The organism is Collinsella aerofaciens (genome assembly GCF_028206795.1).
Lineage (GTDB): Bacteria > Actinomycetota > Coriobacteriia > Coriobacteriales > Coriobacteriaceae > Collinsella > Collinsella aerofaciens_AX.
Genome location: NZ_JAQLFJ010000002.1, coordinates 31,155 through 44,487, shown reverse-complemented (window position 1 = coordinate 44,487; position 13,333 = coordinate 31,155). Strand labels below are relative to the sequence as shown.

Below are 13,333 nucleotides of genomic sequence, written 5' to 3'. Positions count from 1 at the left end.
TATCACGCTTCGCCCCAGAATCTATGGGTGTTGCGCAGGAGCTGTGCAGTTTTGCCCTCGGCGGCCGCAACGGCGGCCTCATCGGCCTGCCAGGTCCAGTTACCCGTGGCCACGCCCGGTACGTTCATGCGCGCGTCGTCGCCAAGCCGCAGGACATCCTGCAGCGGCATCATCACCAAGGGAGTGTCGCTTGCGAGCGCGTCGCTCATCAGCTTGGCTGCCACCTCAACACCGCTCGGCTCGTCGCCGCCCGCAAAGGAGCGCGTGCACCAACCGGCGAGCGTCGACGTGTCGTGCGTCGAGGTGTATAGAATCTTGCCCGGCGTGGGACACACGCCGCAGCGAACGTCGTAATCGCTAAACTCCAGCACGTCCATGCCGGGGAAGCCGCAGGTCGAAGCCATGGCGCGAACACCGGGCGTCAGGTAGCCTAGGTCCTCGGCGATAAAGTTGAGCGGACCCAGCTCGTCAAAGGCGGTTTGGAACAGGTCCTTGCCCGGACCCGCCAGCCAGCGGCCGTCGGCGCAGGCCTTGCCTGCGGGAATGCTAAAGTAGCTGTGGAAGCCCAGGAAGTGGTCCAGGCGCACACGGTCGTAGAGCGAGAACGCGCGACGCAGGCGGTCCATCCACCAGCGGTAGCCGTTCTGCTTCATGTGGTCCCAGCGGAACGTCGGGTTGCCCCACACCTGGCCCTCGGGCGCAAAGTTATCGGGCGGCGCACCGGAGATCTCGATTGCCTTGCCGGTATCGGAAAGCCAGAAGTTTTCGGGCTCGCTCCACGCGTCGGCCGAATCGTCCGAAACGTACATGGGAATGTCGCCGATGACCTCGATGCCCTTCTTGTGCGCATAGTTCATGAGCTCGCACCAGGCAAGGTCAAAGCGGTACTGCATGTACGCCTGCAGCTCTGCCTCGTCGTGGAAACGCTTGTCGTCAATCAGATGCTCGTTGTAGCGCGCGACATCGGCCGGCCAATCGTGACGCGATTCACCTTCAAAGTACTTCTTGACGGCCATGTAGACGCAGTACTTCTCGAGCCAATCGGCGTTGCGATGTTTAAACGCCGTGTAGAGCGGGTCTGCATCCTCGCCGCCACGGGCCTTCCAAGTCTCAAAGTCGGCCGCCAGTTCCACTTGGCTCTCGGGCAGCAGGTCAACATTGCCCGCAAAAGCCGAAGGCCCAGCGTATGGGGAGCGGAAGAAGTCCGTTGGGTTGACGGGCAGGACCTGCCAGTAGCGCATGCCCATAGCGGCCAGATGGTCGATAAAGCGACGGGTGGGTGCGCCGATCGTGCCGGGCTTGCCGTCGTCGGTGGGCACCGAGGTGATGTGGCACACGACGCCCGCGCCGTGATCGAGCGGCTCCTGCAGGCGCTGCTCGGCATGGTGATAGATGATCGACGAGCCCAGCGGATACAGATCGAGCGTGACCGTACCGTTGTGGATCTCGCACTCGTGACCGCTGATCACGTCACTCGCGCATTCGTCGAGCGCCGGAATCGTCACGCGGTGCGAATTGCGCAGGCTGCGGTTGATGATAACCGTCGCGGACTCGCCATCCTTGCCCGTGCGGTTGTAGGCCAGCACCTCATCGTTGAGCGCGAAGGCCTTGATCTCGCCGTCGATCATAAACGGCAGTGCGCGGCGTACGGCGGAGGCGTTCTTGACAATAGCCAGCGTGTCGAAGTCGTGCAGGTCTTCCTTCAAGGGCAGGGTGCGGCGGTTGCCCGGATCGGTAAGGCCCTCCAGGCCGTACTCGTCGCCGTAGTAGATCGAAGGCACGCCGGGGAAGGTCATCTGCATGAGCGTGGCGAGCCAAAAACGGCTCTTGGCCAGGCCCATCGAGTTCTCGTCCAGGCGCCATTTGCTGCGCTCGCACTCGGGCAGCTGCGACTCGTCGGGGCCGCCGCCGAGCACCGAGATGATACGCGGGCGGTCGTGGCTCGAAAGCAGATTGAGCGCGCAGGACAATGCCTCGCTCGGGTAGTTCTCGCGCAGGGTCTCGATATCCTCGGCTGCCTGGTAGGCGTTCTTGTAGCCCATCAAAAAGCCGATGACCATGTCGCGGAAGGGGTAATCCATAGCAGAGTCCAGCTCGGATCCCTGCAGGTAGCGGCGCAGATGGCCGTAGCTAATTTTGTTTGAGGCGTCTTCCCAGACTTCGCCGAGCAACAGTGCGTCAGGCTTTTCGGCAAGTACGGCCTTCTTGATCTCGGCCAGGAAATCGTCCGAAAGCTCGTCAGCGACGTCCAGGCGCCAGCCATGAGCGCCGGCGCGTAGCCATTTACGGATCACGCCGTCCTTGCCCAGGAGCCGCTCGCGTACCAGCTCGGAGCTCTCATTGATGGCGGGCATATTGCCCACGCCCCACCAGCAGTCGTACGAGCCGTCCTCGTGGAAATAAAACGCATCGCGCCACGGCGAATCCTCGCTCTGCCACGCGCCCACGCCGGGGTAGTTGCCATAGCGGTTGAAATAGATGGAGTCGTCACCCGTGTGGTTGAAGACGCCGTCCAGGATGATGGAGATGCCCAGCTTCTCGGCTGCCTGGCACAGCTCGGTAAAGTCCTGCTCGGTGCCCAGGATCGGGTCGATCTTGGTGTAGTCGGCCGTGTCGTAGCGGTGGTTGCTCGCGGCCTCAAAGATGGGGTTGAGGTAGATGGCCGTGAAGCCCAGCTCCGCTATGCGGGGCAGGTCATTTTGGATACCCTTGAGCGAGCCGCCGTAGAAGTCCCAGGTCTTGATTGAGCCGTCCTCGGCGCGCTCGTACACGGGCGGCTCGTTCCAGTCCTCGATCATGCGGCGCTGGATTCCGTTGCGCGGTTTTTCAACCTCGGCCAGCGTGCGCTCGCGCCAGTTTTCGTCGCGGGCATAGCGGTCGGGGAAGATCTGGTACACCATGCCGCGCTCGTACCAGGTAGGACGGTTCTCGCGGTGCTTATAGACGGTAATCTGGAAGGACGGTACCTCGGCGTAGCCGTAGGTTACGCCCTCGCCGCCGGTGCGACCTTGCGGCGCGCCCAGGCGAACCTCGGGCTGGCCCTCGATATTGCAGATAAAGCTGTACCAGATAAGACAGGGCTCGGTGCACTCAAGCTCTACGGTAAATATGCCGTCGCCCTCGTGCGTCATGGGATACAGAGACTCACCGATCTCATCGACCCAGGTGCGCAGCGTAAGTGTTGCCAGGTTGGGATCGGCATCCTCCAATATCACCGAGAGTGCAACGGTAGTTCCAGTGGTCACAGCGCCAAACGGAGTGCGAAACTGCGGCAGGCGGCTGTTGTGAATCAATCTCATAGTACGGTCCAGTTCTATACAGTCATGGCCAGCGGGCCATGGGCTTAACGCACAGTACTTAAGTATATCGTTGCACTTTAGTTGTATAAACTACAGCCGCTCATTATCGGCGAACGGTTGTCCTAGAAAATCGTTTTACCAACCGCAGTAGATTTTTGGGACATGCCTTAAAATCTACCTTTCGTGAATCGCATGCCGACTGAGCTAAAAGGTAGATTTTAAGGCATGTCCCAAAAATCTACTGAGCAGAGGGCGCCTGGTTGGGGCGCCCTCTTTTGCGTTGAGGATTAAGTTTTAATCGTCAGGTTTAGCGGCGCTTGCGGGCGGCCGTTGCCTTGCGGACGGAGGTCTTTTTGGTCGGAGCCTTTTCTTCGGCCGGAGCGGCGGGGGAGACCGAGGCCTCCTTGGCGGGCTCGGTCTTTGCCGTAGCCTTCGGAGCGGTCTTGACCTCAGCGGCCTTCGGAGTCGGCTCGGCCTTTACCTCGGCCTTGTGCTCCACTTTGGCAGCAGCGGGCTTAGTCTCTGCCTTGGGAGTTGCGGCCTTTGCCGTTGTCTTCTTGGTTTCCGTCGTGCGCTTTCGCGTGGTGGTCTTGGCGGTGGGTTTGACCTCGACGGTTGCCTCCGCCTTGGACTCGGCAGGCGTCTCCTCGACCTTGGCGGCAGCCTTTGCGGCCGCCTTGGGAGCAGCCTTCGTTGCAGCGGCCTTGGTAGCCGTCGCCTTCGTAGCCGTCGCCTTCGTAGCCGTCGCCTTCTTGGCGGCAGTGCTCTTGGTCGTGCTCTTGGTCGCGGTCGTCTTCTTGGCTGCAGTCTTGGCCGGAGCCTTTGCCGCGGGCTTAGCCTCGGCGGTGGCGGTCTCGGCCTTTACCTCGGGAACGACCTCGGCCTCGGCGGCCTTCTTGGCAGCGGCGGTCGTGCGCTTGCGCGTGGTCGTTGCTTTGGCAGTAGTTGCCTTGGCAGCGGTGGCCTTGCTCGCAGTCGCAGCCTTGCTCGCAGCGGCCTTCGTGGTCGTGGTCTTCTTAGCCGTCGTCTTACGAGTCGCGGTCTTCTTTGCCGCAGGCTTCGCAGCAGGCTTATCCTCAGCCTCGGGAGACGCCTTAACCTTCACCTCAGATTTAGCCTCAACCGGCTTCTCTTCGGCCTTGGGCTCCTCAGCGGCCACCGGCTCAGCCACAACCACAGGCTCGTCGACAACAGCCGCCGGCCTCTCAATCTCCGGGTGCATAAAGAAGTACAGGTCCAGATATTTGTCGGCCGAGCGCGTCCAGCTAAAGTCCTGGCTCATGGCCTGCGTGACCAGCTGGTTCCAGGCATCGCGGTTGTCCCAGAACAGGCGCGCCGCGCGGAATACGGCGTCGCCCATCTCGTCGCCGTTAAAGTTGCTAAACGAGAAGCCCGTGCCCTCGCCGGTAAACTCGTTGTACGGCTGCACGGTGTCCTTCAGGCCACCGGTCTCGCGCACGATGGGCAGGGTGCCGTAGCGCATGGCGATGATCTGCGACAGGCCGCAGGGCTCAAACTTCGAAGGCATCAGGAACATGTCGGCGGCGGCATACATGCGCTGCGACAGCGCCGGATCGAACTCGATGCGTGCGGCCATGGTACCGGGGTACTTGTCCTGGAAGTAGCGCAGACCGTCCTCGTAGTCGCGGTCGCCGGTGCCCAGCACCGCCACCTGCACGCCGCCGGCCAGAATGCGGTCGAGCGCGTACATGACCAGATCCATGCCCTTCTGGCGCGTCAGGCGCGTGACCATCACCATGAGCGGACGGTCGTCGCGAACCTCGAGCCCCAGCTCTTCCTGCAGCTTGGCCTTGCACACGGCCTTGCCGGAACGGTCTTCAACCGTATAGTTGGCGGCAATGCGCTTGTCGGTCGCCGGGTCAAAGCCCGTGACGTCGATACCATTCAAGATGCCCTGCAGCGCATAGGAGCGCTCGCGCAGCACGCCGTCCAGGCCCTCGCCAAATTCGGGCGTCTGGATCTCGTTGGCATAGGTGGGGCTCACCGTGGTGATGGCATCGGCATAGCGCAGCGCGCCCAGCATGTAGTTGATGCTGCAGGCGTCGCAACGCAGCTGCGAGGCGGCCGCCGGAATATGCGCCACGCCCAGGATGTCCTCCATCACGGTGTCGCTAAACTGGCCCTGGAACGCCACGTTGTGGATCGAGAACACGGTCTTGACGCGGTCATACAGCGGCAGGCCCTGGTAAAACTCGCGCAAAAACACGGGCGCAAGTGCCGTCTGCCAGTCATTGCAGTGCAGGATGTCGCACTCAAAGCCGGCCGGCAGGTGCTGCAGGCTCTCGGTGATGGCCTTGGAGAAAAACGCAAAGCGCTCGCCGTCATCAAAGAAGCCGTACGGATAGTCGCGCGCAAAGTAGCGCTCGTTGTCGATGAACATATAGGTGACGCCGTCGTGCTCGAGCTTCTCGAGCCCGCAGTACTCGTTGCGCCAGCCCAGGCTCACGTAAAAATCGGAGAAGTGCTCCATCTGCGCCTTGTACTCGTTCTTGATGGTGGCGTACTTGGGCACCATCACGATGACTTCGGCGCCGGCGCGCACAAGCGCCGCAGGCAGCGAACCTGCCACGTCACCCAGGCCACCGGTCTTTACAAACGGTGCGCACTCGGCCGAGGCAAACACGATCTGCATCTTTTTGCTGGAATCAGCCATATTGTCTCCCATGTTGCAATTCGAGAATAGCCGCCTGGCGCTAACCGGGCGGCTATTCTACATGTTACGAGCGATGTTGCGGTGCCAACGTTAACGTACGATGGTGGTGTCAGAAGTTAACGGAGCCTTGCCCAGCACCAGGATGTTCTCGGGCGTGCCGCGAAGCTCGGTGTTGGTGGGGACCACGTTGTTCTTGTCCAGAATGGCATTCTCGACGCGGGCGCCGCTCTTGATGATGCAGCTCTGGTTGATGATCGAGTTGGTCACCGAAGCGCCTTCCTCGACCACGACGCCACGCGACAGGATCGAATTGCGCACGGTGCCCTTGATGATGCAGCCGGCCGAGATGATCGAGTTGCACGCGTGGCTGCCGGTCGCATAGCGCGAAGGCGGCACGTCGTGAGCCTTGGTCAGGATCGGGCGCTCGGGGTCAAAGAGCTGGTCGGCGACGGTCTGGTCGAGCAGGTCCATGCTGCGGCGATACAGCGACTTCTCGCTAAACACGCCCACGACCTCGCCCTTGTACTCGTAGCTGCACACGTCGATGTTGCCAAAGTCGCCCTGGAGCGCCTCGAGCAGGTCCAGATAGTCGGCGGCCTGGTAGTGGTCGATGATCTCGAGCAGCGTCTCGCGGTTGACGATGCAGCAGTCCATAGACGCGTTGTCGCCGTACACGACGCCGGCGCTCACGCCCGTCAGACGACCGTTCTCGTTAATATCGAGCTTGGTCTCGTCATCGACGTTGCGCGTGGCCTTGCAGTACACCACGGTCATCTGGGCACCGGATTTCTCGTGCGCCTCGATGATGGTGTTGAGGTCCATGTTAAAGATGATGTTGGTGCCCATCATCACGACATAGGGCTTCTCCGAGCGCTGGAACAGCGTCTTGTTGGAGATGATGTCGCGCAGCAGGAAGCGCATGCCGCCCTTGGTGGTGCCATATGCGTTGCCGGGCACCATGAACAGGCCGCCCTTCTTGCGGTCCAGGCCCCAGTCCTTGCCAGAGCCCACGTGGTCGATCAGCGAGCGGTAGTTGCCCGGCATGACGACACCGACGGTCTTAATCCCGGCATTCATCATGTTGGACAGCGGGAAGTCGATCAGGCGGTAGCGGCCCAAAAACGGAACGGACGCGATGGGGCGGTCCTTGAGCAGGACGCTGCCGTAGGTCGAAGAGTAGTTAGCGGTGATGTAACCGATGGCCTTGCGATTGATCATCGGATCATTCCCCCTTCCCGATAACGACGTCATTTCCAACGACGGCCGTATCCTTGGTGGTATCGACAGAGCCGAGCTTCACGCCCTCTTCGACCGTGGAGTTCTCGCCCAAAATAGCGCGGCAGATGTGCGCGCCGCTCTTAACGTGCGCACCCGGCAGCAGCACAGAGTCTTCGACCACGGCGCGCTCCTCGATGATGACATCGGTCGAAAGGATCGAGTGGCGAGCGGTGCCGTAGATCTTGCAGCCGTTGGAGACCAGGCAGTCGTCCAGGCGGCCGTCCGGGCCAATGTAGTGCGGCGGACGCGTGGTGATGTTGGACATGATGGGGAAGTTCTTGTCGAACAGATCGAACTCGGGGTTGTTGCCCAGCAGGTCCATCGAGGTCTCGTGGAAGCTGGCGATAGTGCCGACGTCCTTCCAAAAGCCGTGGAACTCGTAGCTGTACAGGCGCTTGTTCTCACCGAGCAGCTTGGGGATGATGTCCTTGCCAAAGTCGTGGCTCGAGCGCTGGTCCAGAGCGTCCTCCTCGAGCGCCTTGATCAGCACGTCGGCCGAGAAGATGTAGATGCCCATGGATGCGAGGTTCGAATCGGGCTTCTCGGGCTTCTCGGTAAACTTGGTGATGCGGCCGTCCTCGGGGTCGGTGGTCAGGATGCCAAAGCGGCTGGCCTCCTCCCACGGCACGGGCATAACGCTCACCGTGAGGTCGGCGTTGTTCTCAATGTGCGTCTTGAGCATCTTGCGGTAGTCCATGCGATACAGGTGGTCGCCCGAAAGAATCAGGACGTACTTGGGGTCGTTGGCCTTGATGTAGTCGAGGTTCTGCGTAATGGCGTCGGCCGTGCCCGCATACCAGGCGCCGCCGGTCTGCGTCTCGTACGGCGGCAGGATCGACACGCCGCCGTCGCGGCTGTCCAGATCCCACGCCTCGCCAGAGCCCACGTAGGCATGCAGCAGGTAGGGACGGTACTGCGTCAGAACGCCCACCGTGTCGATGCCCGAGTTGGAGCAGTTGGAGAGCGAAAAGTCGATAATGCGGAACTTGCCACCAAAGCTAACCGCCGGCTTGGCGATCTTTTGGGTGAGTGCCCCCAATCGGCTGCCCTGTCCTCCTGCGAGGAGCATCGCGATGCATTCTTTCTTACTCATCGATTTCTCCTTCTGTCATCGATGTTCCTAAACCCATTAGCGACGGGCGCGGCGCAGCGTCACGCCCGTCGAGTAATGCCGTGCGGCAAAGGGAGCTCGCGCGCCTTTACGCGTGCCAGATCTCGTCGCGATACTCGCGAATGGTACGGTCGCTCGAGAACCAGCCGGAGGAGGCGGTGTTGAGCAGGGCCTTGCGGTTCCAGGTCTCCTGGTCGCCGTAGCTGTTCGTGAGCGCCTCCCATGCATCCACGTAGCTGCGGAAGTCGGCCATGACCAGGTCGGGGTCGTTTTTGTTCATGAGCTCGTTGTAGATGCTCTCGAAGTTGCCCGAAAGACCCGCAAAGGTGTTGTCCTTGAGCTCGTCCATCACGCGGCCCAGACGCTCGCGGTCGCCGTTGAGCGTATCCCACGCAAAGTAGCTGTTCGACGCCCAGAGCTGCTCGACCTCGGGGGCGGTCAGGCCAAAGATGGCCTCGTTCTCGCGGCCGGCCAGGTCGGCGATCTCGATGTTGGCGCCGTCGAGGGTGCCCAGCGTAATGGCGCCGTTCATCATGAGCTTCATGTTGGACGTGCCCGAGGCCTCCTTGCCGGCCGTGGAGATCTGCTCCGAGATCTCGGCGGCGGGGTAGATGAGCTGGGCGTTGCTCACGCGGAAGTTGGGGATAAAGCAGACCTTCATGACCTCGTTGACGCGGGCGTCGTTGTTGATGACGTCGGCCACGGAGTTAATGAGGCGGATGGTCTCCTTGGCGAAGGTGTAGCTCGAGGCAGCCTTGCCGCTAAAGATGAAGGTCGTCGGCGTCACGTGGAAGTTGGGATCGGCGATGCGACGGTTGTAGATATCCATCACCTTCATGATGTTCATAAGCTGGCGCTTGTAGGCGTGGAAGCGCTTAACCTGAACATCGAAGACGGTGTTGGGGTCAATGACCAGACCGGTCTCGGCCTTAACGTAGGCGGCCAGACGCTCCTTGTTGGCGCGCTTGGAGGCACCCACGGCCTTCAGGAACTCGGTGTCGTCCTGGAAACTTTTAAGCTTCTCCAGCTCAAAGGCGTCCTTGAGCCAGCCGTCGCCAATGGCCTCGGTGACGAGCTTGGCGTAGGTGGGGTTAGCCTCGGCAAAGAAGCGACGGTGCGAGATGCCGTTGGTCTTGTTGTTGAACTTCTCGGGCGTCAGGGCATAGAAGTCCTTGAGCACGATGTTCTTGATGATGTCGGAATGGATCTTGGCCACGCCGTTGACGCTGTGGCTGCAGATCACGGACAGGTTGGCCATGCGAATCTCGCCGTCCCACAGGATGGCGGTCTGGCGCAGGCGCTCCTGCCAGCCTTCCTGCGTGGTGTCGAACGACTCGTGCCAACGACGGCTGATCTCGTCGATGATCTGGTACACGCGGGGGAGGAGCTTGGAGAACGTGCCGATGGGCCACTTCTCCAGAGCCTCGGGCAGGATGGTGTGGTTGGTGTAGCTCACGACCTGCGTCACGATGTTCCAGGCGTCATCCCACTCGAGCTTCTTCTCGTCGATGAGGATGCGCATGAGCTCGGGGCCGCACATGGCGGGGTGCGTATCGTTGGTGTGGATGGCCACAAACTGCGGCAGCAGCTCCCAGTTCTCGCCGTGCTCCTTCTCAAAGGTATCGAGCAGGCTGTAGATGCCGGCCGAGACAAACAGGTACTCCTGCTTCAGACGCAGCAGACGGCCGTGCTCGCCGGCGTCGTTGGGGTAGAGGATGGCGCTGATGGCCTCGGCCTCGGCGCGCTCGGCGTCGGCCAGGGCGTAGTCGCCGCGGTTGAAGGCCTCCAGGTCAAAGTGCTCCTCGACTGGCTCGGCGGCCCAGACGCGCAGCTTGTTGACGGTTTCGCCGGCATAGCCCACGACGGGGATGTCATAAGGGACGGCCAGGATGTCCTGCGTGTCTACCGTGCGGTAGAACGTGCGGCCGTTCTCCTCAAAGCCCTCGACGCGGCCGCCAAACTTAATGGTCACGGCCTTGTCCTGACGACGGACTTCCCAAGGATAGCCGTGGGTGAGCCACTCGTCGGTGGCCTCGACCTGGCTGCCGTTGACGATCTCCTGCTTAAACAGGCCGTAGCGGTAGCGCATGCCGTTGCCGTAGCCGGCAATGCCCTCGGCTGCCATGGAATCCAAGAAGCACGCGGCCAGACGACCCAGGCCACCGTTGCCCAGGGCCGGATCGGGCTCCTGGTTCTCGATGACGGACAGGTCAAAGCCCATGTCGTCGAGCGCCTCGGCGACCATGTCGCGCACGCCAAAGTTGAGCAGGTAGTTGTCGAGCAGGCGGCCGATCAAAAACTCGATCGAGAAGTAGTACACGCGCTTCTTGCCCTCGGCGGTCACACGGGCGTCACTCTTGGTGGCAACGGTGCGGGCCTTCTCGGCCACGAGCTTGGCCAGGGCGTTAAAGCGGTCGAGGTCGCTGGCGGCCTCGACGCTCTTGCCGCTGATGCTCATGACGGCATCGCGATAGAGCTCGGTAAACTCCTGCTTGTTGTCGAAGATCTTATTCATACGTTCCTTTCCCCCGGGGATGTTTCTCCCGGAACGGTTATGACTTGTATCCTACGTCCCGTTGGGGCGGGTAATTGCAGTGGTAACGCTTTTGTTACGCTTTCTTGCCAGATGCTTTAACAGCACCTGCCTTAGCCTTGGGAGCAGCCTTTTTATTGGCCGCCTTTTTGGCCGTGGCGGTCTTGGCGGCGGGTTTTGCAGCCTTAGCCTTCGCCTTGGCGGGAGCCTTCTTGGCAGCCGCGGGCTTGGGCTTTACCGAGGACACACGCTTGCGCGTCGCCTTCTTGGGGACCTCAACCACCGGCGGCTTGTAGCTGCTGGGGCCGCGGCGCTTAAGCACCACACCTGCCAGGCCGGGAACCTTGATCTCGATGGAGTCCATCTGCCCGTTCCAGGGATAGGGCTCGCTCGAGCAGGTGTAGGGCTCCTTGCCGGCATAGCCGCTGCCACCGAACTCGGGACGGTCAGAATCGAAGATGACCTCCCAGTCACCCTCGCGCGGCACGCCCACGCGGAAGCTCTCGTAGCTCGCCGGGTCAAAGTTGATCAGAATCACCAGGTCGTCATCGACGTCCTCGCCCTGGCGCACAAAGCTCACGATGGACTGCTTGGAGTTGTCCGCGTCGATCCAGGTAAAGCCGTCGTCGGTGTAGCCGCGCTCGTACAGGGCGGGCTCGGCGGTGTACAGGTGGTTGAGCGCCTTGATAAACGCCTGATGATGACGGTGGGTTTCGTACTCCTCGGTCAGGAACCACTGGATGGACTCGTAGTAGCGCCACTCAATAAACTGGCCGATCTCGTTGCCCATAAAGTTGAGCTTGGCACCGGGGTGCGTCATCTGGTAGAAGGCGAGCGTGCGCAGGCCGGCAAACTGACGCCACCAGTCGCCCGGCATACGGCCGATCAGCGAGCATTTACCGTGGACGACCTCGTCGTGGCTCAGCGGGCAAATAAAGTTCTCGGTAAAGGCATACATGATGGAGAACGTGAGCAGCCCGTGGTTGCCGGGGCGCCACGGAAAATCGGTCTGCATGTAGTGCAGGGTGTCGTTCATCCAGCCCATGTCCCACTTGTAGTGGAAGCCCAGGCCGCCGTCCTGCGGCGGGTAGGTCACGAGCGGCCACGCGGTGGACTCCTCGGCCATCATCATCACGTCGGGGAAGTGCGCCTCCACAGCGCAGTTGACCTGACGGATAAACGCGCTGGCGTCCAGGTCCTCCTCGGTACCGTACTTGTTGAACTTCTTTTGGCCGGGATCATCGATGCCAAAGTTGAGGTACAGCATGCTGGATACGCCATCCATGCGAATGCCGTCAACATGGAAGTTCTCGAGCCAATATAGTACGTTGGAGACCAAGAAGGAGCGGACCTCGCCACGGGCGAAGTCGAACTTGTGCGTGCCCCAGTTGGGGTGAATCTCGTGCTCAAACAGCATGTGGCCGTTAAAGGTGGCAAGGCCGTGGGAGTCGGCGCAAAAACCGCCGGGCACCCAGTCCATGATCACGCCGATGCCGGCCTCGTGGCACGCATCGATAAAGTGCATGAGTTGCTGCGGGTCGCCATAGCGCGACGTGGCGGCATAGTAGCCGGTCGTCTGGTAGCCCCAGGAGCCATCGAAGGGATGCTCCATGAGCGGCATGACCTCGATATGCGTATAGCCCATGTCGCGCACGTAGTCCACGAGCTCCACCGACAGGTCGTCGTAGGTGTAAAACTCGCCGCGCTGCGCGGGGAAGGGATCCATGGGGCCGGGATAGTTGCCATACTCGTCCGGCTCGCCCTGCGGCGCGTCGCCGTGGCGCTTCCACGAGCCAATATGCACCTCGTAGATGTTAAGGGGCTGCGACATGTGGTTGTGGCCGGCGCGGCGCTTGAGCCATGCGGCGTCATTCCATTTGTAGCCATCGAGGGTCCACAGCACGCTAGCGGTACCCGGAGGGCACTCGGCCTTGAAGGCGTACGGATCGGCCTTGTACAGTTTTTCGCCCTCGTTGGTCTCGATTAAATATTTATAGAGCTGGCCTTGTTCTGCGCCAGGAATAAAGCCTTCCCAAATAGCGCTCGTATGCACGGGCACCAGCGGGTTGGCTTCCTCATTCCAGTCGTTAAATTCGCCAATGACATGGACGCTCTTTACGTCGGGCGCCCAAACGCAAAAGCGCCAACCGCGCGTACGGTTCTGCGTGTCGGGGTGCGCGCCCATCTTTTCCCAGCTGCGCTCCCACATGCCAATGCCAAACAGGTAGACATCGTCCTTAGAGAGCTCCGGTGCGTGCGGGGCGGCTTTACGGGTAGCAGGCTTTTTGGTTGCTGGCTTTAGCTTTGTATCGCTCACGTTTGATCCCATCATGACGCGGCAGCGTGTTGCCTTGGTGACTAGATGCGAAAGGTCCAAGGCTGCACGAATCGAAGGGACGGCGATAGTTCTATGATTCGTTCCACCTCGCGTGCTCGGT

At 61.2% G+C, this 13,333-nt stretch carries 6 protein-coding genes; all 6 read right to left on the bottom strand.

All coding sequences use genetic code 11. The features are described from left to right. Positions 1–2: 2 nt before the first annotated feature. The 6 genes from PMX70_RS01280 to glgB all read right to left on the bottom strand — a co-directional run bounded on the left by PMX70_RS01280 (position 3) and on the right by glgB (position 13,104). Positions 3–3,299 carry a 4-alpha-glucanotransferase gene (locus PMX70_RS01280; protein WP_271742574.1) on the bottom strand — a complete coding sequence of 1,099 codons (3,297 nt, stop codon included), beginning with the start codon at positions 3,297–3,299 and terminating at the stop codon, positions 3–5. Between the two features lie 307 nt (positions 3,300–3,606). Further along, positions 3,607–5,973 carry a glycogen synthase GlgA gene (gene glgA, locus PMX70_RS01275; protein ID WP_271742573.1) on the bottom strand — a complete coding sequence of 789 codons (2,367 nt, stop codon included), beginning with the start codon at positions 5,971–5,973 and terminating at the stop codon, positions 3,607–3,609. A 90-nt stretch (positions 5,974–6,063) separates the two neighbouring features. Then, a complete protein-coding gene (gene glgD, locus PMX70_RS01270; protein WP_118935431.1) occupies positions 6,064–7,191 on the bottom strand; it encodes a glucose-1-phosphate adenylyltransferase subunit GlgD in 1,128 nt (375 codons plus the stop codon). Between the two features lie 4 nt (positions 7,192–7,195). Then, positions 7,196–8,344 (bottom strand): glucose-1-phosphate adenylyltransferase, encoded by a 1,149-nt coding sequence (locus PMX70_RS01265; RefSeq protein ID WP_271742572.1) that lies wholly within the window; start codon positions 8,342–8,344, stop codon positions 7,196–7,198. A 106-nt stretch (positions 8,345–8,450) separates the two neighbouring features. Next, positions 8,451–10,877, bottom strand: a complete 2,427-nt coding sequence (locus tag PMX70_RS01260; RefSeq protein ID WP_271742571.1) for a glycogen/starch/alpha-glucan phosphorylase — start codon at positions 10,875–10,877, stop codon at positions 8,451–8,453. Between the two features lie 94 nt (positions 10,878–10,971). Then, positions 10,972–13,104 (bottom strand): 1,4-alpha-glucan branching protein GlgB, encoded by a 2,133-nt coding sequence (gene glgB / locus PMX70_RS01255; RefSeq protein WP_416378130.1) that lies wholly within the window; start codon positions 13,102–13,104, stop codon positions 10,972–10,974. Positions 13,105–13,333 lie beyond the last annotated feature (229 nt).

What these genes read in the sequence shown, in the direction of transcription:
- PMX70_RS01280 (WP_271742574.1), bottom strand. Translation starts at nt 3,299, where the DNA reads ATGAGATTGATTCACAACAGCCGCCTGCCGCAGTTTCGCACTCCGTTT.
- glgA (WP_271742573.1), bottom strand. Translation starts at nt 5,973, where the DNA reads ATGGCTGATTCCAGCAAAAAGATGCAGATCGTGTTTGCCTCGGCCGAG.
- glgD (WP_118935431.1), bottom strand. Translation starts at nt 7,191, where the DNA reads ATGATCAATCGCAAGGCCATCGGTTACATCACCGCTAACTACTCTTCG.
- PMX70_RS01265 (WP_271742572.1), bottom strand. Translation starts at nt 8,344, where the DNA reads ATGAGTAAGAAAGAATGCATCGCGATGCTCCTCGCAGGAGGACAGGGC.
- PMX70_RS01260 (WP_271742571.1), bottom strand. Translation starts at nt 10,877, where the DNA reads ATGAATAAGATCTTCGACAACAAGCAGGAGTTTACCGAGCTCTATCGC.
- glgB (WP_416378130.1), bottom strand. Translation starts at nt 13,104, where the DNA reads ATGTGGGAGCGCAGCTGGGAAAAGATGGGCGCGCACCCCGACACGCAG.